The sequence below is a fragment of the Gilliamella sp. wkB18 genome (genome assembly GCF_001690875.1).
GTDB lineage: Bacteria > Pseudomonadota > Gammaproteobacteria > Enterobacterales > Orbaceae > Gilliamella > Gilliamella apicola_A.
This window is the reverse complement of record NZ_LZHM01000044.1, coordinates 26,325-51,399: the sequence shown is the minus strand read 5'-3', so window position 1 is coordinate 51,399 and position 25,075 is coordinate 26,325. Positions and strand designations below refer to the sequence as shown.

At 32.7% G+C, this 25,075-nt stretch carries 25 protein-coding genes; 11 read left to right on the top strand and 14 right to left on the bottom strand.

Going from position 1 to position 25,075, the window contains the following annotated elements:
- Positions 1 to 125 precede the first annotated feature (125 nt).
- Both rpmG and rpmB read right to left on the bottom strand, forming a co-directional pair.
- Positions 126 to 293, bottom strand: a complete 168-nt coding sequence (gene rpmG, locus A9G48_RS04550; protein WP_025314526.1) for a 50S ribosomal protein L33 — start codon at positions 291 to 293, stop codon at positions 126 to 128.
- Positions 294 to 308: 15 nt separating this feature from the next.
- Positions 309 to 545, bottom strand: coding sequence for a 50S ribosomal protein L28 (rpmB, locus tag A9G48_RS04545; RefSeq protein WP_034946960.1), 237 nt, complete (start codon positions 543 to 545; stop codon positions 309 to 311).
- 1,339 nt (positions 546 to 1,884) lie between these two features.
- Here rpmB and aroE point away from each other — a divergent pair.
- The 5 genes from aroE (at position 1,885) to argA (ending at position 7,862) form a co-directional block, all read left to right on the top strand.
- On the top strand, positions 1,885 to 2,715 hold the full coding sequence (aroE, locus tag A9G48_RS04540; RefSeq protein WP_034946957.1) for a shikimate dehydrogenase: 831 nt from the start codon (positions 1,885 to 1,887) through the stop codon (positions 2,713 to 2,715).
- Between the two features lie 311 nt (positions 2,716 to 3,026).
- Positions 3,027 to 3,152: a hypothetical protein gene (locus tag A9G48_RS12155; RefSeq protein WP_442903335.1), complete on the top strand. Its 126-nt coding sequence runs from the start codon at positions 3,027 to 3,029 to the stop codon at positions 3,150 to 3,152.
- A gap of 220 nt (positions 3,153 to 3,372) precedes the next feature.
- Complete coding sequence (aroL, locus tag A9G48_RS04535) at positions 3,373 to 3,885, top strand: shikimate kinase AroL (protein ID WP_034946955.1); 513 nt, start codon at positions 3,373 to 3,375, stop codon at positions 3,883 to 3,885.
- A gap of 243 nt (positions 3,886 to 4,128) precedes the next feature.
- Positions 4,129 to 5,328 carry an MFS transporter gene (locus tag A9G48_RS04530; RefSeq protein ID WP_034946952.1) on the top strand — a complete coding sequence of 400 codons (1,200 nt, stop codon included), beginning with the start codon at positions 4,129 to 4,131 and terminating at the stop codon, positions 5,326 to 5,328.
- Positions 5,329 to 6,533: 1,205 nt separating this feature from the next.
- Positions 6,534 to 7,862, top strand: a complete 1,329-nt coding sequence (argA, locus tag A9G48_RS04525) for an amino-acid N-acetyltransferase (RefSeq protein ID WP_034946949.1) — start codon at positions 6,534 to 6,536, stop codon at positions 7,860 to 7,862.
- Between the two features lie 32 nt (positions 7,863 to 7,894).
- Here the strand turns inward: argA and mutH are convergent, their stop codons facing one another.
- From mutH to rpiA, 5 genes are all read right to left on the bottom strand, one after another.
- On the bottom strand, positions 7,895 to 8,563 hold the full coding sequence (mutH, locus tag A9G48_RS04520; RefSeq protein ID WP_034946946.1) for a DNA mismatch repair endonuclease MutH: 669 nt from the start codon (positions 8,561 to 8,563) through the stop codon (positions 7,895 to 7,897).
- A 72-nt stretch (positions 8,564 to 8,635) separates the two neighbouring features.
- Complete coding sequence (locus tag A9G48_RS04515) at positions 8,636 to 9,184, bottom strand: NADPH-dependent FMN reductase (RefSeq protein ID WP_034946943.1); 549 nt, start codon at positions 9,182 to 9,184, stop codon at positions 8,636 to 8,638.
- Positions 9,185 to 9,264: 80 nt separating this feature from the next.
- Positions 9,265 to 9,801 (bottom strand): Dps family protein, encoded by a 537-nt coding sequence (locus A9G48_RS04510; RefSeq protein WP_034946940.1) that lies wholly within the window; start codon positions 9,799 to 9,801, stop codon positions 9,265 to 9,267.
- An 800-nt stretch (positions 9,802 to 10,601) separates the two neighbouring features.
- A complete protein-coding gene (gene serA, locus A9G48_RS04505; RefSeq protein ID WP_034946937.1) occupies positions 10,602 to 11,843 on the bottom strand; it encodes a phosphoglycerate dehydrogenase in 1,242 nt (413 codons plus the stop codon).
- 84 nt (positions 11,844 to 11,927) lie between these two features.
- A complete protein-coding gene (gene rpiA / locus A9G48_RS04500) occupies positions 11,928 to 12,584 on the bottom strand; it encodes a ribose-5-phosphate isomerase RpiA (RefSeq protein WP_034946934.1) in 657 nt (218 codons plus the stop codon).
- Between the two features lie 208 nt (positions 12,585 to 12,792).
- On the opposite strand from rpiA, the gene A9G48_RS04495 reads away from it, so the two are divergent.
- The 4 genes from A9G48_RS04495 to A9G48_RS04480 all read left to right on the top strand — a co-directional run bounded on the left by A9G48_RS04495 (position 12,793) and on the right by A9G48_RS04480 (position 15,897).
- Positions 12,793 to 13,698, top strand: coding sequence for a LysR family transcriptional regulator ArgP (locus A9G48_RS04495; RefSeq protein WP_034946931.1), 906 nt, complete (start codon positions 12,793 to 12,795; stop codon positions 13,696 to 13,698).
- Positions 13,699 to 13,789: 91 nt separating this feature from the next.
- Positions 13,790 to 14,863 (top strand): uroporphyrinogen decarboxylase, encoded by a 1,074-nt coding sequence (gene hemE / locus A9G48_RS04490; RefSeq protein ID WP_065575822.1) that lies wholly within the window; start codon positions 13,790 to 13,792, stop codon positions 14,861 to 14,863.
- On the top strand, positions 14,856 to 15,449 hold the full coding sequence (locus A9G48_RS04485) for a YjaG family protein (protein ID WP_034946926.1): 594 nt from the start codon (positions 14,856 to 14,858) through the stop codon (positions 15,447 to 15,449). The genes hemE and A9G48_RS04485 overlap by 8 nt, the downstream gene beginning before the upstream one ends.
- A 175-nt stretch (positions 15,450 to 15,624) precedes the next feature.
- Positions 15,625 to 15,897, top strand: a complete 273-nt coding sequence (locus A9G48_RS04480) for an HU family DNA-binding protein (RefSeq protein ID WP_034946923.1) — start codon at positions 15,625 to 15,627, stop codon at positions 15,895 to 15,897.
- A 175-nt stretch (positions 15,898 to 16,072) separates the two neighbouring features.
- On the opposite strand, the gene ybaK is transcribed toward A9G48_RS04480, so the two are convergent.
- The 4 genes from ybaK to glyQ all read right to left on the bottom strand — a co-directional run bounded on the left by ybaK (position 16,073) and on the right by glyQ (position 20,565).
- The gene (gene ybaK, locus A9G48_RS04475) at positions 16,073 to 16,558 is read right to left on the bottom strand and encodes a Cys-tRNA(Pro) deacylase (protein ID WP_034946919.1); all 486 of its coding nucleotides are present in this window, start codon (positions 16,556 to 16,558) and stop codon (positions 16,073 to 16,075) included.
- Between the two features lie 125 nt (positions 16,559 to 16,683).
- A complete protein-coding gene (locus tag A9G48_RS04470; RefSeq protein WP_034946916.1) occupies positions 16,684 to 17,475 on the bottom strand; it encodes a hypothetical protein in 792 nt (263 codons plus the stop codon).
- Between the two features lie 73 nt (positions 17,476 to 17,548).
- Complete coding sequence (gene glyS / locus A9G48_RS04465) at positions 17,549 to 19,621, bottom strand: glycine--tRNA ligase subunit beta (protein ID WP_034946913.1); 2,073 nt, start codon at positions 19,619 to 19,621, stop codon at positions 17,549 to 17,551.
- Between the two features lie 11 nt (positions 19,622 to 19,632).
- Positions 19,633 to 20,565: a glycine--tRNA ligase subunit alpha gene (glyQ, locus tag A9G48_RS04460; protein ID WP_034946911.1), complete on the bottom strand. Its 933-nt coding sequence runs from the start codon at positions 20,563 to 20,565 to the stop codon at positions 19,633 to 19,635.
- 223 nt (positions 20,566 to 20,788) lie between these two features.
- On the opposite strand from glyQ, the gene envC reads away from it, so the two are divergent.
- Together envC and A9G48_RS04450 are read left to right on the top strand one after the other, a co-directional pair.
- Positions 20,789 to 21,997: a murein hydrolase activator EnvC gene (gene envC / locus A9G48_RS04455; RefSeq protein ID WP_051825318.1), complete on the top strand. Its 1,209-nt coding sequence runs from the start codon at positions 20,789 to 20,791 to the stop codon at positions 21,995 to 21,997.
- Positions 21,994 to 22,809, top strand: coding sequence for a divergent polysaccharide deacetylase family protein (locus tag A9G48_RS04450; protein WP_051825317.1), 816 nt, complete (start codon positions 21,994 to 21,996; stop codon positions 22,807 to 22,809). Before envC ends, A9G48_RS04450 begins: the two co-directional genes overlap by 4 nt.
- Here the strand turns inward: A9G48_RS04450 and rapZ are convergent.
- The 3 genes from rapZ to rluA all read right to left on the bottom strand — a co-directional run bounded on the left by rapZ (position 22,785) and on the right by rluA (position 25,074).
- Entirely contained in the window at positions 22,785 to 23,633 is an 849-nt protein-coding gene (rapZ, locus tag A9G48_RS04445) for an RNase adapter RapZ (RefSeq protein ID WP_034946908.1), read from the bottom strand. The two genes, A9G48_RS04450 and rapZ, sit on opposite strands and share 25 nt — an antisense overlap.
- A 98-nt stretch (positions 23,634 to 23,731) precedes the next feature.
- Positions 23,732 to 24,331, bottom strand: a complete 600-nt coding sequence (locus A9G48_RS04440) for an XTP/dITP diphosphatase (protein WP_034946905.1) — start codon at positions 24,329 to 24,331, stop codon at positions 23,732 to 23,734.
- Positions 24,332 to 24,417: 86 nt separating this feature from the next.
- On the bottom strand, positions 24,418 to 25,074 hold the full coding sequence (gene rluA, locus A9G48_RS04435) for a bifunctional tRNA pseudouridine(32) synthase/23S rRNA pseudouridine(746) synthase RluA (RefSeq protein ID WP_034946903.1): 657 nt from the start codon (positions 25,072 to 25,074) through the stop codon (positions 24,418 to 24,420).
- Between the last annotated feature and the right edge of the window lies 1 nt (position 25,075).

Below are 25,075 nucleotides of genomic sequence, written 5' to 3'. Positions count from 1 at the left end.
ATGACTAATGCTAGATGCTTGTAAGATAAAGAAAAATAGGTGTATTTTATTGAAAATTTTGATAAATTTTTCCAGAAGTTGATAAAAAACCCAGCAAATGCTGGGTTTTCTTATTTATTTGATAACTATTTAATTTTAGCTTCTTTATAAATAACATGTTGACGAACTACAGGATCGTATTTTTTGATCTCCATTTTTTCAGGCATAGTTCTTTTATTTTTGCTAGTGGTATAAAAATGACCTGTACCAGCAGAAGAAACTAATCTGATTTTTTCGCGTACACCTTTAGCCATGATATGGTTTCCTTATTAGTACTTTTCACCACGGGCACGAAGTTCAGCTAGAACTGCATCAATACCCTTTTTATCGATAATTCGCATACCTTTAGCAGATACACGCAATTTTACAAAACGTTTCTCGCTCTCAATCCAAAAACGGTGAGTTTGAAGATTTGGTAGAAAACGACGTTTAGTAGCATTCATCGCATGAGAACGATTATTTCCTACTAAAGGGCCTTTTCCTGTTACTTGGCATACTCGTGACATGTCAATAATTCTCCGAAATTTCTATGCTTAAGCCTTGGGCGTAATATGTTAATGGAATTAACCTCGTCAGGCTTTTAGTTTGCTGCAGTTCTATCTGAGAAGCAGTCTAACCTCTCACACTACACCCACGATAATGAGGTAGCGAAGTATACGCTGTTATGCACAAATTCTCAAGTATTATCTTATGTAAGCATAAAATAAGTTTAAGAGTATAAAATTTAAATAAGATATAAGTATTGTGTTAGTCGAAAATTCTCCTACATTGCCATTTGTATAAATTAATAAAAAGAGTTTAATAAAATGAATTTAAAATAGTTAAAATTTTCAAGGAACTTAAAAAAGTCAATATTACATATTAAATTAATAATATTTTTCAATCAGTAAACCAAAGTTCAGCCACTAAATTTGAGAATTTCAAAAAGAATTAACCAGCATTTTCGGTAAATTCATTAAATCTTCTTCTATTTATAGTTCTAATTATATTTGCAAAATAATGAAAGCATTTTTGCTTCTCTTTTTATCTGGAGATGTCACAGAATATTATTGAAACCTTAAAGATAAAAATATGAAATAGATATTTATTTAAATTGATAAGATAAGTCTGATGTTTACCATAAAAAATTAAATAACAAAAATCATGCTTTATCTAAATGCACAAGCTTGATTTAAAAGAACTGATTCATGAAAAACTTATTTCTTTCATAGTAAAGAAGTAGTATGAACAGTGCGATTGATAACATGTTAAGTAAGCCTAGTTGTAACCAAATATTGTCTGTCATGTTGAAATGGAAAGTTCCTTGATGGATTTCTGTATCAATAAATTATGGTATTGGTATTATACCTAAAACACTTATTCGAAAGAATTTAATGCTACTTTTGTTTCTATGAAAAAAAGTTATTAAAAGTATATTGTTATTATAACAATGAAAAATAAGCAGTTATTATCTGTTTTTTAAAAATTTTATCATTTCTTAATTAAGTATATTTGGGTGCTATATTGGGGCACTAAATTATTCTATGATAGTTACATTGTCAAAAAAGGTTTTATTGAATGATAATTAAAAGTTACCATTTGTACTAATTCAATAATGTATGGACTACTTTTAATTACGATATGAAAATATTGTTATTTATAAGGTAATTTTTAATAAAAAGTCATTTCTGTGTTAAAGTCTAAGTTATTTCCTATATATTAAACAATTGAATATAAAACAAATTTTTAAATTAAACTTTTTCCAAAAAATGATTTAATTTTAAAATAAATATGCTTTAATACTTTGATCAAGATTTTTTCTATTCAGTTTTTCATGTTTTATTTTCTAACTTTAAAGGAGATTATATGAATCAGTTCACGCCATATAGTATATACGGTATTATCGGTTATCCTCTAGGGCATAGTTTGAGCCCACTAATTCACACAATATCATTTCAAGATCATGGTATTCCAGCAGTTTTAGTCCCATTCACAATTCCTCCAGAAGAAATTGCTACATTTTTTAACGCAGCAAAATTATTAAATATTCAGGGGTTATGTGTCACTATTCCTCATAAACAAACTATCATTCCATATTTAGATGAAGTGAGTGAGCATGTAAAAAAAGCTGGAGCGGCTAATTTAGTCTACTGGGATGGTGATAAGCTTTGTGGTGATAATACTGATATTGTCGGTTTTATGGAGCCTCTTCGAAACAAGAATCTGGGAGTTGAATATAAAAAAGTTTTATTACTTGGTGCTGGTGGAGCTGCGCGTGCTGCTGTTGTTGGATTACAAGATCTTGGTTATACCGATATTACTGTAACGGATATAGTGGATGCTTTGCCACAAGCATTAGCTGAAGAATTCAATCTTAAAACTGTTGCATGGCAAGAACGTAATAAAGTCGAAGCACAAATTATTGTTAATTCAACTCCACTTGGCATGGCAGGAAAGTTTGAAGATCAAACACCTTATGAAAAAGCATGGTTTAAAGGTAAAGGTTTGGCTTATGATATTGTTTATAACCCATATAATACTCGTTTTAGACAAGAAGCAGAAGAAGCTGGATGGGAGTCTATTTCTGGACGTGAAATGTTTATTGGTCAAGCTAATGCTCAATTTAAAATTTGGACAGGTAAAGATATTTCTAAAAGAGCAAAACAGGAAGTTATCAATGCTTTATCTGGAAAATAAATAATAATGACATGCACACTTAATAATACCTAATTAAATGTATTTTTAAGCTACGAAACAAATATGTTTTATTATCTTTGGATTTATTATTGAAAAAATGGTCTTAATAATTTATTTGATTGTATCAATCAAAATATAAAAAGAGCATTTATGATTAACTTAGAATTACAAGTATATCGTCGTATTCTTATGTTAAAAATATCTGAAATAAGTGAGTATATTGGTAAAACAGATGCTAAAACTTGACAGGTATGGGAAAAGGGCCGCAGTTCTTGCCCCAGATTTTGTTGTAACGGCAATGCTGGAATACGATTCGTTATTTTATAATGCATGAAGAATTTGAAAAGGCTAATCCTATCCTTGGTGCTATTCAATGGCGATTATATCAATCAATTGCCACCAAATTTTATTTTCGTAATTTAGAAAATCTATGTTAATTAATATAAAATATAATTGTAAATTTTTGAACATTCAAAAATTTTTAAATTGATTATGTAATTTTATCTTTACATTTTTAATAGAGTTATAGATTCATTTCATAAAAATGAAAGTGTTTTATAATGTTTATTGATATATAAAATAATGATTGCAAAAATTAGAGTGAGTCACTAGCATAATCAACATATTTTGTAATCTGCAAATCTCAAAGGACCAAATATGAATAAAACAATTTTTTTAGTTGGTGCAAGAGCAGCAGGAAAAACAACAATGGGTAAGATGCTTGCTAACACACTATCATTTTCTTTCATAGATACAGATTACCATTTACTTGAAACCACCAAAAAAACTGTAGCCGAAATTGTCGAAAAAGAGGGCTGGGAAGGATTTAGAGCTAGAGAAAGTCAAGTGCTTATCGACACAGCCAAACCTAACTGTGTAATTGCAACTGGTGGGGGAATGGTGCTAGCTGACCATAACCGTGATTTTATGAAACAAAATGGCACCGTTATCTTTTTATTGGCATCTGCTGCAACGTTAACTGCTCGTTTAATGAAAGATCCTAATGTAGCACAACGTCCTTCATTAACAGGATTGTCTATTATTGATGAAATGGAAAAAATTCTAGCTGAAAGATTACCTTTATATCATGATGCCGCGCACCATGTGATTAATGTTGATCAAGATGAAAGCTTAGTTCTTGCTAAAATGCTTGAAATACTAAAAAGTTAACCAAGTTGTTTTTTCAATGCCTTTCTATAAAAAAGAATTAATTTTGAAATTATAATAAATTATTTTTTATTTGATTGAAAAATGTATTTTTTATTATAAATAGCTCTAGAATACATAAATAAGTGTGACGGATTTAAAAGTTTAGCAATAAATTTATACTTATCACTTTCAGATTAATATTGATGCTTGTATATTGGATATAACTCAGGTTTTAAGTTTTTAATTTTAAATATAGGGCACGAAATGGATAATCGAAAAGTTAATTCTTATGGAATTGTTGGATCTATTTATGCAAATTATATTATTCAAAGTATTGCATTAATTGTGATTATGCAATTTTCTGTAGCTCTTTCAAAACAACTTAATACCGATATAGTTGGGCTTGGTTATGTTGCGTCAGGAATTGGCATTGGAAAAATACTTTTAATGTTTGTTGGTGGCGTGCTCTCTGATAAATTTGGCAGAAAGTTATTCATATACTTTGGTATGAGTTGTTACACGTTTTTTTTTATTGGAATGACTTTTTGCTCCAATATTCATATCGCTTTTTGTTTAGCGATTGCTGTAGGGGCTGGTAACTCTTTTTTAGATACAGGCTCAATGCCTGCTTTAACCGAATGTTTTCCAAATTCAGCAGGATCTGCTAGTGTACTAATTAAGGCGTTTATTTCTATTGGAACATTAGTTCTTCCTTTTATTGTCACTTTTTTCTATATTAACCGATTATGGCATGGTTGGGCATTTCTTGGTTTCGCGATTTATTTAATGATTAATGGCTTATTATTATTTCCTCAAAAGTTCCCAAATAAAGATACTACAATAATGGGTAGTGAAGGCTCAAAAAACTACTTCAAAGCTAAACCAAAATTCTTAATTGAAGGTATTTTTCTGATACTTATGGGATTCACAACAACAGCTACCTTTGTCATTATTTTACAATGGCTTCCTACTATCGCTATCAATGGTATTAATATGAGCGATCTCGATGCTAAACAGCTGATTAGTTATTATAGTACTGCATCTATTGCGTCGGTATTTTTTACGGCTTTTATTGTGAAACATTTATTAAAACCTATATTTTGCATTATCATTTTGCCTACATTATCAGCATTAGTATTAATCCTTTTTTACTTGAATATTTCATCATTAATGTGTGTTATCGCTGCTATTGGTATGGGATTTACCGCTGCTGGGGGCGTGCTTCAATTAACCTTGGTTGTTATGCAACAATTATTCCCAACTTGTAAAGGACTTGCTGTTGGATGTGTGTACACTTTTAGTGGTTTATCTTTTCTAGTGATTCCGCTAATAGTGCCAAAATTGGCTATGATAGATGTTAGCTATGTAATTTTAACTGATTTTTTCATTGCATTGTCAAGTATTGTGTTTGGTTTAATCGTATATTTTCGGTTCATTAAAGTTATTGATATCAAAAAAATTTAGAATGTAACATTAATAGGTGTTGAAGAATTATCCTATTTATTCAGTATTAAAAGAGCTTACTTATGCCAGAATAAATAAGATTAATTAGCAAAGTCCAACAAAGTGTGTATAGCTTTTGATGCTGTTCGGAGTATTGTTTATTATGGGGCATTATCGGATAAATTTGAGAGTAAATCATCTATTGCTTTTAGGTAGAGGGGATAGCTCAACGTTTTATGTCGGGACCTATCAAGTCCTAATGTAATCTTTTGCAAAATCACTGGATTGAGCATCAATATTAATTAAAGCTGTACTTGACGCTAGTCAATCTGTAGTGTCTTATCATTATAGTTGAATATGTATTTTATACTGTATTATTTTAAGCATAAATGTACTAATTGTGCTTAAAATATCATTGCTAAATCATAAAAATTTTCCTAGCGGTAAGAAAAAATATTTATAAACTATTTAAAGTAATACGGAGAATTTAAAGAAAAAATAGAAGGTTGAGATAGAAAGTATCTGTTTTATTGTAATTAGTTTTACCTCTACAGAGACTATTTAATTTCTTCTTGTTTAAAAAACTTTTTATAAATGGTTGTATGTATGAATAAACCTTATTTCTTACAAGCTTTCTAATCACAAAACATTGGTATATTAGTTAGCATATTCCTAACTTCAATTTTATTAAAAGGCTTTATGTGCAGGGTGATGGCATTGTGCTTTATTGCAAAAAGTACTTATTAAAATTACCCTTAACCGCAATGACTGAATTTTTCCATGTGGAAAACTGTTGGGTATTTTTTCACATTTTTCGAGCGCAGCAACTGACATAATTCTATATTTAATATTGGATATCAACCAATTTGGGTTTATGTTATTTTGTCTTAGTATCAGTTATTGCTGCCTTAAATACATTATTAGCTGTTATTGAGTTAACACATTACTAATAAAAATGTTTGGCTTTCCTATCAACTCCCCTTAATACCTAATAAAGAAAGATATTTTAATAAAAAGAGATATAAAAACTCGATGTTTTTTTTATTTATATTAAAAATATTGTTTTTAATACTTCCTTGTTAATTTAAATTATCTATTTTAATCCTGCATTTTTATATTACTAAAGTCTCTGTTTTTTAGAATTTGTTAAAAACTTCTTGCTATTAAATTTAAAATAAATAAAAATACATAAAATATGAATAAATATTCATTAAGGTCTTGTGACAATGAAAGAACGAACAACTGAATTGGTCGAAGGATTAAGGCACACTGTACCTTATATTAATGCTCACCATGGTAAAACATTTGTTATCTTACTCACTGGAGCGGTGTTAAAAAGCAATAATTATTCAAGTATTATCAATGATATTGGATTACTCTACAGCCTTGGTATCAAACTTATTATTGTTAATGGCGCTCGAAATCAAATTGATGAATCACTCAAAAAACACAATATTGAACCTAAATACCATAAAAATATGCGCATCACTGATACAGAAACGCTAGATATAATTAAGCAAATAACTGGATTGCTGCAACTTAATATTACTGCAAGCTTATCAATGAGCTTGAATAATACACCATTACAAGGCGCACATATTAGTGTTGTTAGCGGTAATTTTGTAATTGCTCAGCCTTTGGGAGTGGAAGATGGTGTTGACTATTGCCATACGGGTAAAATTCGCCGTATTAATAAAAAGGCTATATCTGAACAACTGGAGCGGGGCTCAATGGTGCTATTAGGACCTGTTGGCGTTTCAGTTACGGGAGAAAGCTTTAATTTAGCTTCTGAGGATATTGCTGCAGAAGTTGCTATTCGTTTAAAAGCAGATAAATTAATTAGTTTTTGTGATGAACAAGGTGTGCTTGATGAAAAAGGACATGTCATTACCGATCTTTACCCAAATGATGTAGATAGTTACATTCTTCAAAAAGAAAAGCAAGGAAAGCATTTATCTAGTGAGGTTCGTTTTTTACGTGCGGCATCGAAAGCATGTCGAAGTGGGGTGAGACGAAGTCATCTAGTGAGCTATTTGATTGATGGTTCTATTTTGCAAGAACTATTTTCACGGGACGGTATTGGAACACAGGTCGCAATGGAGCATTCTGAACAAATTCGTCTTGCAACTATTAATGATATTGGTGGAATTTTAGAGCTTATTCGTCCTCTTGAAGAACAGGGTATTTTGGTTAGACGTTCGCGCGAGCAGTTAGAAATTGAAATAAATAAATTTATTATTATTGAACGTGATAATATGACTATTGGTTGTGCTGCTCTCTATCCTTATCCTGAAGAAAAAATGGGTGAAATGGCGTGTGTAGCAATTCATCCTGATTATCGCAATTCATCTAGAGGCGATTTACTGATACAAAAAATAGAAGAAAGAGCAAATAATTTAGGTTTAGAAAAAATATTTGTCTTAACTACACATAGTATTCATTGGTTTAGAGAAAAAGGGTTTAATCCAGCCGTTGTAGATGATTTGCCTATAAAAAAGAAACAGCTTTATAATTATCAACGCAACTCAAAAATTTTAATACTTGATATGCTTTGATTAACGTATTATTAAGTTTTATCCTAAAAAAATTAGCATTTAGTAGAATGTAAAATTTGCATCGTAAATGACTTTTTTAGATAGAATCCTCTAGGGCGCGTTAATATAATATCCCCATTCTCGCCAATTGCTTCTGTTAAAGCCTTTCCATTAGCGGCTTTTGGTCTAATTTGCAGATAAGTACCATAACGAGCTGTGATTTTTTCAATTTGACCGAGGGCAATCATGTCCATGAGCTCTTGCCAATCTTGCTTTAGTTGCTGTTCTTGTTCTTTAGTGGGGGTCCACAAAATAGGGTGACCAACTTTTCGTTGATGTAGTGGAATCGATCTTTCACCTTCTATGGGAATCCAAAGTACTTTAGAAAGCTTATATTTAACGTGACTAGTTTCCCAAATAACACCATAATTTGCCATAAGTGGTATTACACTGACAAAAGTGGTTTCTAAAGGGCGCCCTTGTTTATCAACAGGGATTGTTTTTAATTCAATACCAAGATTAGCAAAATCACGCAGCGCTTTACTACCGGCGTTAGCCCCTAAAAATGTTTCAATAAGGTTGCCTACCCAACCTTTTTGTTTATTAAGGTTACTTGGTATAGGGATATTTAAATATTGTGCTATTTCACCGAAAGTATAACCAGCTACTAACTGCGCTCGGTTTAACAATTCTTGTTCACTGGTTGGATAAAATGTTGCCATGTAAAAAACGTTATCACTTACTAAATAAACCCACAGTTAATCAAAAAACTGTGGGCACCAAATTAAACTTAATTAACTTAATTTTTCAACCCAATTAGCGTAACAATTAATGATAATAGAAAGAAATTCTTTTGTTTTTTCGTTAATATTTCCATTTTCATCAAAACCTGAATTAATATTACCAATATAAGCTTCTGGTTGTTGCATAGTTGGCATATCCAGGAAAACCAATGATTGGCGAAGTTGATGATTTGCACTAAAACCACCAATGGCACCTGGTGATACTGAAATTACCGCAGCAGGCTTTTTAGCCCAAACACTCTTGCCATAGGGTCGAGAACCTACATCAATAGCATTTTTAATAACTGCTGGTAAGCCACGGTTATATTCTGGAGTTACAAAAATTACACCACTACATTCCATTATTTCTTTTCGGAAAAGTGTATAAGGTGTAGGTGGTATATCAGTATCAATATCTTCGTTATAAAGTGGTAAATCGCCTATTTCAATTATATATAACGATATAGAAGAAGGAGCAATTTTTTGTAAAACTTTTGCTACTTTCAAGTTGTAAGAATCTTTACGTAAACTTCCGACTAATACGGCAATTTTTTTACTCATTTTCAATCCTCACATATGCTTAATAGAAGAGGCATATATACTGCCTCTTATCAACATTATTCACTATTAAAAATTAGTAATTAATGACCAGATGAATCCATTTTACGACCAGTTTCAAACAAGAACCATGCACGTCTTTCAGTTTGATCAATCCACTCTTCAATTAAACTTGCTGTTGCTGTGTCATTATATTTATCGCAAATATCGTGTGCCACACGCATACGTTCTGTTAGTTTAACATTGTCTTGGCATAGCTCAGCAAGCATATCAGAAGGCTCAACAAAATCAGCATCATTATCACTAATACTTTGTAATTTTGAAATATGACCAATTGATCGTAATGTTGTGCCACCTAATTTACGTACACGTTCAGCAATTGGATCGGTCATTGCGAATAGCTCTTCACCATGATCGTCTAACATTAAATGGTAATCACGAAAATGGGGACCGCTTACGTGCCAATGAAAGTTTTTTGTTTTTAAATATAAGGCAAAAACATCAGCTAACACAGAGTTCATTGCACCAGAAATATCTTTTGATGCTTTTTGCCCTAAGTCAGTTGGAAATAAAATTGCAGATTGTTGAATTTTTTTTGCAGAAATAGTACTTTTAGCCATAACATATTCTCCTTTTGTAGAATAATTTATTTACTGTACTTTACCAAAGTACGCTAACTACTTATAAATGTCCAATAATATTAGGCTATTTTTAACTATCACTGCTATTTCAGCAATCTATTATTTTTTAATTTGAACATATTAAATTATTATTTAAAGTAAAAGAAAATATTTTAAATTTTTATGAGGTTAAATATTTTAAATCTTTAAGATTTATAACTTTTTTTCGAAGTTAAACTTAATCAGTTGTGATCTTATTTAACATTAGCACAATAATAAGTGATAAACTGAATAAGAGAATAAAGTAAAAATGGCATTTAAAGCAATGATTGGGTACATGCAAAAATCTACACCAAAAAGTTTAAACTAAAAATTATTTCGCTCATTCTAGATAAAAGACATCCGTTTTCACAAATTTGTCGGGGCGTAAATATCAATAAAACTATATTAAGTTATTGGTAGCATTCTTATGTTAAATACAGATACTTAATTAATCTTATTTGTGGAATAATTAATGTAGGGACATAGCCAATATGTTTTTTATAATTTAAGTATCGATAGATATCGTTATTAAGGATAATAATTTAGATAATAAATATTATGGTAAACGTTGTATAACGATGCATTAAAGTAATTAAAGTTAGAGTAGTCCATAAATAAACTTAAAAATAAATTTTTATTTTCCTACTTCAATTTCGGACGTTAGCTGAGCTATAAAAAACATAAAGCAAAAAAACATCCGAAAAAATAAATTTAGTTTTTATTGAAAAAGATGGTTATTTTTTTGCTTATCTCATCTTTTAGAAAAGCAATCTTGCTCGGATAGTCCCTGATACATTTTTTAACTTAACTAATAACTCTTCAGCTTTGTCTTGCTTAACTCTATCAATATCAATAACAACATAACCAATTTTTGAGTCAGTTTGTAAATATTGGGCTGAAATATTTAGACCTTGTTCGGCAAAGAGCGTATTGATAGCGGTTAATACACCAGGTTGATTATGATGAATATTGATAAAGCGACTTGAACCTTTCTCGGGAATGGGTAACGAGGCTTCAGGGAAATTAACGGCAGAAAGTGTAGCTCCAGTATCTGAATATTTTGCGAGTTTAGTTGCAACTTCAATACCAATGTTTTCTTGCGCTTCGCTAGTTGAACCGCCGATGTGGGGAGTAATAATCACATTATCAAATTGACATAATGGAGATTCAAAAGGGTCGCTATTACTAGCTGGCTCTGTTGGAAATACATCGATTGCTGCACCACTAATTTTGTTTGTTTTTAGCGCTAGAGTTAAAGCATCTAGATCAATAACTTTACCTCGAGATGCGTTGATTAAAATTGCACCATTTTTCATGGTGTTGATTTCATTTTCACTAATCATTTTGATTGTTGTTGTGTTTTCAGGTACATGCATACTAATAATATCACTTATAGCAAGTAAATCTTTCATTGTTGGTATTTGTTTAGCATTACCTAATGGCAATTTTGTCTCAATATCGTAAAAATAAACATTCATACCAAGTGACTCAGCTAGTACGCTTAATTGACTACCAATATGTCCATAACCAACAATTCCCAAATTTTTACCACGTGCTTCGTGAGAGCCGGTAGCAATTTTATTCCATTTACCTTGATGTGCTTTAGCGTTAGCTTCTGGTACTCGGCGCAATAATAAAATCGCTTCTGCTAGTACTAGTTCAGCAACAGAGCGCGTATTTGAAAATGGCGCATTAAAAACAGGGATACCTTTAAAGGTAGCTGTCTCAAGATCAACTTGATTAGTACCAATACAAAAGCAGCCAATACCAGCAAGTTTTGGTGCTGAATTAATGATGTCTTGGGTTAATTGTGTCCTTGACCGGATGCCAACAAAACGGACATCTTTTAAGGCTTCTTTAAGTTCAGAATGTGATAATGCACTTTTAAGATATTCAATATTGTTAAAGCCTGCTTTTTTTAATGTTTCTATTGCACTAGGGTGAACCCCTTCAAGTAACAAAAACTTATTTTCATCTTTGGTTAAAGCTTGAACAACCATTTTTCCCTCTCTTTTTTCCCTTTTAGGATATACATTGATGATTATTGTTACACAACTCGATGAAGCTTATCATTTTAAATAAACTTATTTTACCTCTTTTACGCCCATAGGCGTGCCTATAAGTGCAATATCAGCACCTTTGTTCGCAAATAATCCAACTGTTACAACACCTGCTATATTGTTGATTCGATTTTCTAATTCTATGGGATTAGCAATAACAAGATCATGAACATCCAGAATAACATTACCATTATCGGTTATGACATCTTGACGATATACAGGTTTACCGCCAAGCTTAAATAGTTCACGAGCAACATAGGAACGGGCCATTGGAATTACTTCGACGGGTAAAGGAAATTTTCCTAAAATATTAACAACTTTCGACTCATCTACAATGCAAATAAATTGTTTAGCAAGTGCCGCAACTATTTTTTCACGCGTTAAAGCTGCCCCTCCACCTTTAATCATTTGCATGTGATGATTAATTTCATCTGCACCATCGACATAAATATCTAGACTATTGACTTCATTACAGTCAAGCACAGGAATACCATAACTTTTTAATTTTTGTGTGGATGCTTCTGAACTCGATACTGTTCCTTTTATTTTAGCTTTAATTGTAGCTAACGCATCTATAAAATGTGACGCTGTCGAGCCTGTGCCAACTCCCACTAATGAATCTGGCTTTATAAATTTTAATGCAGACCATCCAACTGCTTTTTTTAATTCATTTTGTGTCATAATATTACCGTATTTTGAGCATAATTTTCTCAAAAAAAATTTTTTTTGAAAGCAAAATTTTTGAAGATATGGCATAGTAACGAATTGGAAAGCAAAAATCATTAGGATTTTAAAAAATATATTAATTTTAGAGATATATTTAAAGCTTTTTGCGATATTAAAGTAACTTGATTACCCAAGCAATGATCAAATCATTAGTAAAGAGATTATGAAGCGTCCAGATTATAGAGCATTACAAGCATTAGATGCGGTGATAAAAGAACGAGGATTTGAAAGAGCAGCAGATAAATTGTGTATTACGCAACCTGCGGTATCGCAACGTATTAAACAATTAGAAAGCTTTTTTGGTCAACAACTTCTTGTTAGAACCATTCCCCCTAAAGCAACGAAACAAGGTGAGCATTTATTAGGCTTATTACATCAAGTTGAATTGCTTGAGCAACAGTGGTTAGGTGATAATGAACAAAATATTACACCTCTATCATTATCCATTGCGATTAACGCTGATTCTTTAGCAACTTGGCTTTTACCTGCGTTAAAACCTGTTTTAGATAAGAATATATTACGTTTTGATATTCAAGTAAAAGATGAGGAGCATACTTTAGAACTTTTGCGTTTAGGTACAGTGGTGGCAGCTATTAGCATCCAAGCCAATCCTTTACCTGGCTGCCTATCTGATTTATTAGGAGTATTGGATTATATTTTTGTTGCTTCTCCTAATTTTGCTAAAAAATATTTTCCTAATGGTGTAACTCGTGCATCCCTTTTGAAAGCGCCAGCTGTTGCTTTTGATCATTTAGATGATATGCATCAAGCATTCTTGCAAGAAAACTTTAATCTTACTCCAGGCAGTGTCATATGCCATATCACTAGTTCGTCAGAAGCTTTTGTTCAATTAGCTAAGCAAGGTTCTGCATGTTGTATGTTGCCGAGATTACAAGTTGAACAAGAATTGAAAAATGGTGAGCTTATAAATTTGACAGAAGGGTTATATCAAAGGCGCATACTGTATTGGCATCGTTTTGCACCAGAAAGTAGTATAATGCAAAATATCTCTGAAACATTGATTCGTTATGCGAAAAATACATTATTACAACCTCAAGATCGTAAATAATGATCATAATTTGAAAATCATTTACTGATAAGAGTTGGGTGTCCCAAAAACTTTCTAATAAAAATTTGTATTAACTTAAAGAGCTTAAGATATGAGCCAATTAAAAAATGACCGTTATTTACGTGCTTTGCAATGTCAGCCAACTGATTACACACCAATTTGGATGATGCGCCAAGCTGGTCGTTATTTACCTGAATATCGACAACTGAGAGCTAAATCAGGTAATTTTATGACAATGTGCCAAACTCCAGAGCTTGCATGTGAGGCAACGTTGCAACCTTTAAAAAGATTTGATTTAGATGCTGCTATTATATTTTCTGATATTTTAACTATCCCTGATGCCATGGGCTTTGGTTTATATTTTGGCGCAAGTGAAGGACCTAAATTTACTAAGTCTATCTCTTGTTTATCAGATATAAAACAATTGCCGATTCCCGATCCGATGCAATCTCTTAAATATGTAATGGATGCAATTAGTCTAACGAAAAAAGAATTAAATGGTAAAGTACCATTAATTGGTTTTTCAGGTAGTCCATGGACATTAGCTACCTATATGATCGAAGGTGGTAGTAGTAAAACGTTTACTAAAATAAAAAAAATGCTTTATGACGAACCACAAGCATTGCATCTGTTATTAGAAAAACTTGCTCATAGTGTTGCGTTATATCTAAATGCGCAAATTCAATCGGGTGCGCAATCAATTATGATTTTTGATACTTGGGGCGGAGTGTTAAGTCATCAAAGCTATCAAACATTCTCACTTGACTATATGCAATTGGTTTTATCGCAATTAAAGCAAGGTAAAAAAAGTGAAGATATAACCTCGTACATTCCTGTTACTTTATTTACTAAAGGGGGAGGATTATGGCTTGATAGTATTATTAATACTGGTTGCGATGCGGTGGGTGTGGATTGGACAGTAAATTTAAGTCAGATTACTCAAAAAGGCAAAATAGCAGTACAAGGGAATTTAGAACCTTGCGTTTTATATGCAGGAAAACAAGTAATTGAATCCAACGTGGAGGTCGTTCTTAATGAGTTTGGTCATCACAATGGGCATATTTTTAATTTAGGTCATGGTATTCAACAAGATATCCCTGTAGAGAGTGTACAGCATTTGATTGAAGCGGTGCACCGACAGTCAAAAAGGTTTCATCATGATTAAAAATCCTGTTCAATTAAGAATAGAAAAATTACCAGTATGGCAGCAACGTTTATTTATGGTTTGCCTATGTGAGCGTATGTATCCAAACTTTGTTATTTATTGTCGTCAACAACAGAATGAAGAAAATGCAAAAAATTATAAAAAAATACTTGATTTAGTTTGGGAGTCATTATTGGTTAAGGATGTGAAAATTAATTTTGATTTACAGTTAGAAAAATTAGAAGCAATGATTCCTGTAATTACGAATGATAGTCCATATATTGTGTATCCTGCAATTGATGCGTGCCAAGCATTGAGTGAACTTTTGCACTCATATATCAGTGGTGAAATAGCTGAACATAGTGCCAAAGTCAGTAGTATATCAGCTGTTACTATTGCAGAATTTGAAATGACAAAATCTAATATTGAACTTTCAGAAGATGAACAGCTGCTTTTACCTTGTGTTATTGATGAATTTGACTTGCAATGGGATATTTTTCGACTGTTACGTGATGAAAAAAATGATGCAGTCGATTTGATAAAAGGTTTAAGGGCTGAAATTAGATTGGCTGAAACAAGTAATATTGGGTTATTTTTGAGCGATTAAAACAGTCAAGCCCTGATTTTTTTACTTTTTAATAAATTTTCCTTTTATATTAGAGCAATATAGACTACATTTAGTAGCAATGTAACTAAATGTTGTTTACAGGAAGAAAGTTAATCAATTAACTTTTCTGATTATGTTAACTTTAACAATAAAATAAATATGTAAGGATATTTCCATGAATAAAACAGAACTTGTTGATGCAATTGCTAGTAAAGCAGATATAACTAAAGTTGCAGCTAAAACTGCATTAGAAGCTACATTAGCGGCTATCACTGAATCATTAAAAGCTGGTGAGCCAGTTCAATTAGTTGGTTTTGGCACATTCAAAGTTAATTCTCGTAAAGCTCGCACTGGTCGTAATCCAAAAACGGGTAAAGAAATTAAAATTGCAGCAAGTAAAGTACCTGCATTTGTATCAGGTAAAAGCTTAAAAGAAGCAATCAAATAAATTACTTTTTCTTATAGTCAAATTGATTGATAGAAGTAATAGGTCATAGGGTGTATCCTTATGGCCTTGTCTTTAAATAAAAAATAAAATTCTTTAAAACAAGTTGATTTTAGGCTTTATTATCCTATTTATAAGTAATATTAAATCCTAATTACAAATTATACCGTTAACAATTTTAAGCGGTTATTTCAACCAATTTCGCTTGTAATATATTAACCAAATCTTGGGGCACGATTTCAATTTCTAATCCTCTTCGTCCGCCTGATATAAACATGGTAGAGTGCTCACTTGCACTCAAATCAATAAGTGTGGGTAGTTGCTGTTTTTGACCGAGTGGACTAATTCCTCCCACCAAATAACCTGTTACCTTTTGGGCTAAATTAGGAACAGCTAAATCTATTTTTTTACAGTTTAATACTTTTGCGGCTTTTTTAAGATCCAGATGACTATCGACAGGCAATACACAGACCGCTAATGTTTTATTATTACCATTTAAACTCACAATCAAGGTTTTAAATACCTGTGCCGCTGTAATATTCAAACTGGGATCAAGCTTATCAATAGCTTCTTGCCCATAATTGGTTTGGTTTGGATCGTGCTTATATTGATGGATATTAAATTTGATTTTTAACTTTTTAAGTAAATTAATCGCTGGTGTCATAATTGTTATCCAAATGGTTTTTCATTATAACAAATATAATACACAGCGAATTGATATAGCAAGTGAGTTTCCCCACCAATCTAAACTGGTGGGGATGAGAATAATTAAACGATCAAACTATTAGTTTATTGCTGATCATCTTTTGTTGGAAAGTTTGAGTTAGCATCATTAGTTGCTAACCAATAAAGACGATAGAAAAAGCTCGTCAGGAAGATATCAAAAAAGGCAGAACAGAACGAAAAGATAATATTAACTACTATATTGTTTTCACCGATTATCATAAACAATTTAGTAATAATCATTAAATATGCGATATTAATTAATAGCATAAGAAAAGAAGGAAGCCATTGCGTTTTTGTCAGTTGACAACTTAACGAAAATAACTCAGAGAAGCTTTTTTGTTTAGATTCAGCTAATAATCCAAAAAAGAAGCTAGTAAAAATAAAGAAAAGTACAGAGAAAATAATTAGCGTTATAAAAATTAATGAAATAATCAAAGGTTTGGGAAGTAGTGAATTTAAAGTAATAAAGATTAAAAATAAAAATAATACTATAACAACTAAGTGAAAAATCATCGCAAAGTAAAAAACAATAATTTTTAATAGATTTTCTAATACTTTAGACAGTAATAATTTGGGGTTAAGTTTATCACTTACATAAAGATTATAAACTGTTGCAATACTAATTGATTTTATAGCAATATAGATTGCAACTTCTATAATAATGACTGATACATAGCTAGCGATGTTTCCTGATAAATATAATTGTGTATACGTTTCTAGTTTGTAAAAGTAGTAACTTATAACTGGGCTCATTAGTGCTACTAATAGGCTTACAAGCGCAATTGGTATAATACGATTACGAAAAAAATTGCATGTTTGTGTAAAAACTAAAGAAAAAGGAATTTTTTTTTGCATTTCTATATAAGTTCCTTATATGTGGTAACAGGTTTAGTTACCACTATTATTTTTAAACGATTAAATTCGTAAATTAAGCTTGCAATAATGAAATATCAGCTACTTTCAAAAATAAGTTTTGTAGCTTTTTCAAAAGCGCTAATCGATTAAGTCTAATATCTTCATTGTCAACCATAACCATGACTGAATCAAAAAATGCATTCACTGTCTCTTTTAATGACGATAATTCAATTAATGCATCTTGATAACGGCTTTCACTAAAATAAGGTGAAAGTTTATCGGTTAAAATCACCAATTTTTTAGCTAACTCGCCTTCAGGACCTGCTTCTAACAATGCTGCATTGATCTGTTCAGGAATAGTAACCTCAACTTTAGATAAAATATTTGACACTCGCTTATTAGCTTCGGCTAATGACGAAGCTTCGGGCAAGGTCCTAAAGTGAGTTACTGCTTTAATGCGTGCATCAAAATCAGCGGGTTTAGTTGGATTAAGTGCTAAAACAGCTTGAATTGTATCAATGGCAAAACCTTGCTCTTGGTACCAAGCGCGGAAACGACCTTGCATAAAATTAACAATATCATCAACCACATTCTTATTGGTCAGTTTACCGCCATATAATGATGCGGCATAATTGGCTAATTCAACTAGATCTAAAGATAATGCTTCTTCAACAATGATTCGTAACACACCAATAGCAGCGCGACGCAATGCAAAAGGATCTTTATCACCTTTAGGATGTTGACCAATACCAAAAATACCGGCTAAAGTATCCAATTTCTCAGCGATAGAAACTGCACAAGAAATAGCAGTGCTTGGTAATTCATCACCAGCAAAACGCGGTTTATATTGTTCTTCAATGGCGGTTGCAACTTCAATGCTTTCGCCATCTTTAAGTGCCAAATAACGACCCATAATGCCTTGTGTTTCAGGGAATTCAAAAACGGTATTAGTCACTAAATCGCATTTTGTTAATTTGCCCGCTCGTTTGGCTTGCTCAACATCAGCACCAATTTTATCGGCAATAAAGCCTGATAACGACTCAATGCGAATTGCTTTATCCTTAACTGTTCCAAGTTGTTGTTGAAATAAAACTGTTTCAAGGCGGGGCAAACGGTCTTCTAAACGTTGTTTTAAATCAGTTTGATAAAAGAACTCTGCATCGGCAAGGCGAGGGCGAACTACTTTTTCATTACCCGAAATTACAACTTGTGGATCTTTTGACTCAATATTAGCCACAAAGATAAAGTTTGGTAATAATTTGCCTTGTTTATCATAAACGGGAAAGTATTTTTGATCGCCTTTCATGGTATAAACCAAGGATTCAGCAGGAACTTCTAAAAATCGTTCCTCAAATTTAGCAGTTAACACAACGGGCCATTCAACCAGCGATGAAACTTCCTCAAGCAAATTATCTGTTAAATCTGCTTTACCGTTTAATTTTGCTGCTTCTTCTTCAGCTTGTTGTTTAATAATAGATTTACGTTTATCGTAGTCAGCAATTACTTTACCACGTTGTTCCAAAATTTCAGGATACTGGTCTGCATTATCAATAGTGAACTCTTGTTCACCCATAAAACGATGACCACGAATAATGCGATCTGATTTAATCTCTAAAATCGTACCGGGCACAAGCTCATTACCATACAACATAGTGACAGTATGACATGGACGAATAAATTCAACTTGACGAGCTGCCCAACGCATTGGTTTAGGAATAGGTAATTTACTTAATGCGGTTTTAACCATATCACATAACAAATTAACAACAGGTTGACCTTTTTGATTTTGAGTATAAGAAAGCCATTCACCTTTATCAGTTTGTATACGTTCAGCCTGATCAACAGTAATACCGCAACCACGAGCCCAACCTTCAGCAGCTTTTGTTGCATTGCCATTGGCATCAAAGGCTGCGCTGACCGCTGGACCTCGTTTAACTATTTGACTATCGGGTTGCGTATCATTCAAATTCAAAACTTTTAATGCTAAACGACGAGGCGATGCATACCAAAGCACCTCACCATGTTCTAAATTGGCATTGTCAAGCTGCTGTATAAAATTAGCCGCAAAGCTTTCTGCCAATGTGCGGAGTGATTTTGGTGGTAACTCTTCGGTACCAATTTCCACTAAAAATGTTTTTTGCATAATCTTCTAAATTCCTACTTTGATGCGCTTTCGTTAGATTGTGAATTTTGGCACATAGGGAAGCCAAGAGCTTCGCGAGATGCATAATAGGCTTCTGCCACCATTTTTGTTAATGTTCTGATGCGCAAAATATAACGTTGTCGCTCTGTTACTGAAATTGCTTTACGAGCATCAAGTAAATTAAAACAATGAGCCGCTTTTAAGATGCGCTCATAAGCAGGTAGTGGCAGTGGTTTTTCTAACTCCAGCAAAAACTTAGCTTCTTTTTCGTGTTGTTCGAAACAATAAAATAAAAATTCAACATTTGCATATTCAAAATTATAAGTGGACTGCTCTACCTCGTTTTGATGAAACACATCGCCATAAGTTGTTTTACCAAATGCACCATCACTCCAAACCAAATCATAAACACTGTCCACGCCTTGGATATACATTGCTAAGCGCTCAAGTCCATAAGTGATTTCACCAGTAACAGGCTTACATTCAAGCCCACCAACTTGTTGAAAGTAAGTAAATTGGGTTACTTCCATACCATTTAACCAAATCTCCCAACCAAGCCCCCATGCACCAAGGGTTGGGTTTTCCCAATTATCTTCAACAAAACGAATATCATTAACAGTTGGGTCAAGACCTAATTGTTTTAACGAACCTAAATAAAGCTCTTGAATATTATCAGGAGAAGGTTTTAAGATAACTTGAAATTGATAATAATGCTGAAGCCTGTTTGGATTATCACCATAGCGGCCATCAGTTGGGCGACGTGATGGTTGAACATAAGCCGCATTAATAGGTTCTGGCCCCAGTGCACGTAAACAAGTCATAGGATGAGATGTCCCCGCACCAACTTCCATATCCAATGGCTGAATCACGGTGCAACCTTGATTAGCCCAATAATCTTGTAACGTAAGTATTAAACCCTGAAAGGTTTTGACATTAAACTTTTGCATGCTGTTATCTTAATGGTTGAATTGATATTTTCGATAATTTAAATAGTGCTGTATTTTATACTTTTTCTTGTTGCTTGTGAAATCTCTAATCGTGCAATCTTACTATATCATTCAATCATTATCATCTAATAATCTAATAGGCTTTTGATTTTGCATCTTTACCAATTTGTAGGTATAGTGACATTATCATTAATACTTGGTAATAAATTATAAATAAAACGCCATGTCTATTTATCTAAAATTTTTTGTTATCACTTTAATTTTGGCCATCAAAATTAATTCTGTTTACGCTGATGATAATCAAAAGTTAGAATCCTTACGTCGCTCGATTGAAGAGCAAGAAAATCGTTTAGCTCAGCAGAGCAAAGAGCGTTCACAATTAGTGAAAGCATTAAAAGAACAAGAAACCGAAATAGCCAACTTGCTAACATTAATTGAGAAAAATAGTTTATTACTAAAGAAATTTAACGAACAAATTAATGAATTGATAAAGCAGATTGATGTCTTGAAGATTAAGCAAAAACAGCAACAAGAAGTATTGGCAAAACAAATTGAAAGTGCATTCAAAATAGGAAAGGCAGCAGGATTAGAACTGATTTTCTCCGGTGAAAAAAGTGAACGTAATGAACGTATTATCTCTTATTATGGTTACATTAATGAAGTAAGACAACAACAAATTCGTGATATTCAAATAACACAAATGCAATTAGATGAAAAGAAAAGTGAATTGCAGAAAATGCAGGCTTCTCATAAAACAATGCAAAATCAACAAAAAAAGGAGCAAAAACGGCTTGAAATAAATTGGAAAAAACGGCAAAAAACAATTATGTTTCTTGAGTCATCAATGCAGGCGAATAAACAAAAATTAGCAAATTTACGTGAAAACGAAGCAAAATTACAAGCTAAAATTGCGCAAGCTGAACAAGATAGTAGACGCATTGCTGAAGAAGAAGAAATGCAAGCTCAATATATTGCCGAAAAGCAAAAAAATACTAATTATATTCTCAGCTCAGATGAAAAAGCCCTGATGGCAAGGGTAAGTGGAATTGGTAAGCCGCAACATCAATTCAATTGGCCTGTAAGTGGAACTGTTGTTCATCAATATGGTGAGTCTTTACAAGGCGAGCTGCATTGGAAAGGTTTGGTAATTAATGCCGTAGATGGTACTCAAGTTAAAGCAATTACTGATGGGCGAGTAATTTTAGCTAACTGGTTACAAGGGTATGGTTTTATTGTGGCTATTGAGCATGGTAAAGGGGACATGAGTTTATATGGATATAATCAACGAGTATTAGTGAATGTAGGAGATAAAATTAAAAGTGGGCAATCGATAGCTCTTGTAGGATCGAGTGGAGGGCAAAATATACCGGCCCTTTATTTTGAGATTCGTCGAGATGGTAAGGCTCTTGATCCGAGTGGGTGGCTGAAATGAAGAAACATTTGGTCTGTATATTAATTTTAAATTTTTGGATATTAAATATACAAAATGTATGGGCAGCAAAGCTCGCTATTGTTATGGATGATTTTGGATATCGCCAACGCTATGAAGAACAAATTATTGCATTATCTTCTCATATTACCATTGCAGTTTTACCTTATTCTCCTAATGCCAAGCGCATTGCTACAATGGCTCATCAACATGGGAATGATGTGATTATCCACCTACCTATGGCTCCTTTAGGTAAACAGCCATTAGAGAAATATACGTTGTTTCCTCATATGACTGAAGCAGAAATAAGCCGAATTATTGATAATGCTGTCGAGCGAGTGCCTTATGCAATTGGTGTCAATAACCATATGGGGAGTTTGATGACATCAAACCAAAAAGGAATGGAATATGTTATGAAAGCATTAAGTCAGTATTCAATGTTTTTTTTGGATAGTAAAACCATTGGCAAAACACAGGTAAAAGCAGCAGCCCATAATTATAATATTCCTGTTGTTGTCAGAGATGTATTTTTAGATGATGACCAAAGCGAAAAAGCAATTAGGTATCAAGTTGATTTGGCTATTTCACTTGCGCGCAACAATGGATATGCTATCGCAATAGGTCATCCTTATCCACAAACGATTAATGCATTAAAATTCAAGTTAGCCAATTTACCTGCTGATATTGAGTTAGTTAGCATAAGTCACTTAGCTACTCCATTAACTAAAAGGTCAAAAATAATTTTAAAAGATATTTTTGAAAAATATAAAAAACAATTTAGTAAAATATATTATCTTTTTTCTAATGTGCGATGACGAATTTGTACCTGCTTATTTTGTGCTCTGAAAATTTCAGCTAATCTTTCAGCAATGAAAACGGAGCGATGTTGACCACCAGTACAACCAATAGCAATAGTTAAATAACTGCGATTATTTTTTTCTAACATTGGAAACCATTGTTTTAAATAATTAGCAGTTTGATAAATAAAATTGGTAACTTCATCATGATTTAATAAATAGCTTTTTACGGGTTCATCTAGACCTGTTAAGGGACGTAAACTGGCATTCCAATGTGGATTAGGTAAAAAACGCACATCAAATACAAAATCGGCATCAATAGGCAAACCATATTTAAAACCAAATGATTCAAAAATAATAGTGAGTTCTCTTTCTTTTTTTCCTAGAACCCGTGATCTTAAGATATCTGATAATTCATGAACAGAAAGATTATCAGTATTAATGACTAAACTTGCATTTGATTTCAGGGGTTCTAAATATTTTTTTTCAAGATCAATAGCTTCTTCAAGTGAATATTGTTGATTAGTTAAAGGATGTATTCGCCTTGTTTCACTATAGCGCCGTATTAATGTATTACGACTACAATCAAAAAAAATAATTTCAGGCGTGACAGATTCGGGCAAACGTTGAAATATATCATGATTAAAATCAGAATTTGCAGGTAAGTTTCGAATATCAATACTGACAGCAACAGGTGTATTGTTATTCTTTAAAGTATCGGCTAACTGAGGTAATAAAACAATAGGAATATTATCAACACAATAAAACCCCATATCTTCTAGGGCTCGTAATGCAATAGATTTTCCTGAGCCAGAACGACCACTTACTATCATTAGAATCACTATATCAACTCCAAAATGATTGATGCTTTAATTATATACTGTTTATTTCCAAATGGGTAATTCTGATTAAAAATAATAATAGTATAAACAAAATTTTTTTAAAAAGGCTCAGTTTTGATTTTCTTAATTAATTGCTTAAGAGCTTGCCCTCTGTGAGAAATCTGGTTTTTGTGTTCTTTCGAGAGCTGTGCTGCTGTGAAATTAAGTTCTGGGATATAAAAAATTGGATCATAACCAAAACCGCCTTCACCTTGAGCTTCATTTAAGATTAAACCTTGCCATTTTCCCAAGCAGATAATTGGAGTTGGATCGCTTTCGTTTCGCATAAAAACTAATGCACAATAAAAGTAAGCTGTACGTTTTTCTTTCGGAACATTTTGTAGTGCATCTAATAGCTTTTGATTATTGCTTTTATCATTCCCATGTTCACCAGCATAACGTGCAGAATAGATTCCTGGCTGACCCTTTAGAGCATCTACCGATAATCCAGAATCATCAGCAATAGCTGGTAATCCAGTGAATTTGGAGGCATGTCTTGCCTTTAAAAGTGCATTTTCAATAAATGTTAAACCTGTTTCGTCGGCATCCGGTACATTAAATTGGCTTTGTGCAATAATATCAAAACCGGCATTAGCGAGTAATGCTTGCAATTCATTGACTTTACCTTGATTATTCGTTGCTAAAACAATTTTTTGCATTTTAATTTCCTTTATATCAGTTAGTTATCTGTTACTGATTTGAGTAGATTATATATAACGATTGCTAATTTTATATTCCTGCTTTTTTAAAAATCAGGCTCACAGCTAAACGTCATACTTTCGCCTGTTTTAGGATGGTTAATTGTTAGTAATTGAGCATGTAATAGCAACCTTTTTGACATAGCAAAGGCTTCAGGGTGGGCATAGAATTTATCGCCTAAAATAGGGTGACCAATGGCTTGCATATGTACCCGTAATTGATGTGATCGCCCAGTAAAAGGAAATAATTTCACTCGAGTTGTGTTGTCAGGATTGCGTGAAATAACTTGATATTCTGTCAGCGCATGTTTGCCATTTTCTAAATCGACCATTTGCCTTGGTCGATTGGGCCAATCACAAATTAGTGGTAATTCAACACGACCAGAATCTTGTTCAAGATGTCCATGCACAACAGCAATATAGTTTTTTTTAGGGATACGTTCACGAAACTGTTTTTTTATCTCTCGATCGGCGAGTTTAGAAAGTGCGGCAACCATGATACCACTGGTCGCCATATCTAACCGATGCACGGATTCGACGTAGCTATATTTTTGTTGCAATCGGTGAATAATACTATCAATAAATTGAGGTTTATTGCCTGAAACCGACAAAATACCCGGTTGTTTATTTACAACCACAATATGGTCGTCTTGATATAAAACAGATAGCCAAGGATCAATGGGGGGGTGATATTCCAAAAGCATT

What these genes read in the sequence shown, in the direction of transcription:
- rpmG (WP_025314526.1), bottom strand. Translation starts at nt 293, where the DNA reads ATGGCTAAAGGTGTACGCGAAAAAATCAGATTAGTTTCTTCTGCTGGT.
- rpmB (WP_034946960.1), bottom strand. Translation starts at nt 545, where the DNA reads ATGTCACGAGTATGCCAAGTAACAGGAAAAGGCCCTTTAGTAGGAAAT.
- aroE (WP_034946957.1), top strand. Translation starts at nt 1,885, where the DNA reads ATGAATCAGTTCACGCCATATAGTATATACGGTATTATCGGTTATCCT.
- aroL (WP_034946955.1), top strand. Translation starts at nt 3,373, where the DNA reads ATGAATAAAACAATTTTTTTAGTTGGTGCAAGAGCAGCAGGAAAAACA.
- A9G48_RS04530 (WP_034946952.1), top strand. Translation starts at nt 4,129, where the DNA reads ATGGATAATCGAAAAGTTAATTCTTATGGAATTGTTGGATCTATTTAT.
- argA (WP_034946949.1), top strand. Translation starts at nt 6,534, where the DNA reads ATGAAAGAACGAACAACTGAATTGGTCGAAGGATTAAGGCACACTGTA.
- mutH (WP_034946946.1), bottom strand. Translation starts at nt 8,563, where the DNA reads ATGGCAACATTTTATCCAACCAGTGAACAAGAATTGTTAAACCGAGCG.
- A9G48_RS04515 (WP_034946943.1), bottom strand. Translation starts at nt 9,184, where the DNA reads ATGAGTAAAAAAATTGCCGTATTAGTCGGAAGTTTACGTAAAGATTCT.
- A9G48_RS04510 (WP_034946940.1), bottom strand. Translation starts at nt 9,801, where the DNA reads ATGGCTAAAAGTACTATTTCTGCAAAAAAAATTCAACAATCTGCAATT.
- serA (WP_034946937.1), bottom strand. Translation starts at nt 11,843, where the DNA reads ATGGTTGTTCAAGCTTTAACCAAAGATGAAAATAAGTTTTTGTTACTT.
- rpiA (WP_034946934.1), bottom strand. Translation starts at nt 12,584, where the DNA reads ATGACACAAAATGAATTAAAAAAAGCAGTTGGATGGTCTGCATTAAAA.
- A9G48_RS04495 (WP_034946931.1), top strand. Translation starts at nt 12,793, where the DNA reads ATGAAGCGTCCAGATTATAGAGCATTACAAGCATTAGATGCGGTGATA.
- hemE (WP_065575822.1), top strand. Translation starts at nt 13,790, where the DNA reads ATGAGCCAATTAAAAAATGACCGTTATTTACGTGCTTTGCAATGTCAG.
- A9G48_RS04485 (WP_034946926.1), top strand. Translation starts at nt 14,856, where the DNA reads ATGATTAAAAATCCTGTTCAATTAAGAATAGAAAAATTACCAGTATGG.
- A9G48_RS04480 (WP_034946923.1), top strand. Translation starts at nt 15,625, where the DNA reads ATGAATAAAACAGAACTTGTTGATGCAATTGCTAGTAAAGCAGATATA.
- ybaK (WP_034946919.1), bottom strand. Translation starts at nt 16,558, where the DNA reads ATGACACCAGCGATTAATTTACTTAAAAAGTTAAAAATCAAATTTAAT.
- A9G48_RS04470 (WP_034946916.1), bottom strand. Translation starts at nt 17,475, where the DNA reads ATGCAAAAAAAAATTCCTTTTTCTTTAGTTTTTACACAAACATGCAAT.
- glyQ (WP_034946911.1), bottom strand. Translation starts at nt 20,565, where the DNA reads ATGCAAAAGTTTAATGTCAAAACCTTTCAGGGTTTAATACTTACGTTA.
- envC (WP_051825318.1), top strand. Translation starts at nt 20,789, where the DNA reads ATGTCTATTTATCTAAAATTTTTTGTTATCACTTTAATTTTGGCCATC.
- A9G48_RS04450 (WP_051825317.1), top strand. Translation starts at nt 21,994, where the DNA reads ATGAAGAAACATTTGGTCTGTATATTAATTTTAAATTTTTGGATATTA.
- A9G48_RS04440 (WP_034946905.1), bottom strand. Translation starts at nt 24,331, where the DNA reads ATGCAAAAAATTGTTTTAGCAACGAATAATCAAGGTAAAGTCAATGAA.
- rluA (WP_034946903.1), bottom strand. Translation starts at nt 25,074, where the DNA reads ATGCTTTTGGAATATCACCCCCCCATTGATCCTTGGCTATCTGTTTTA.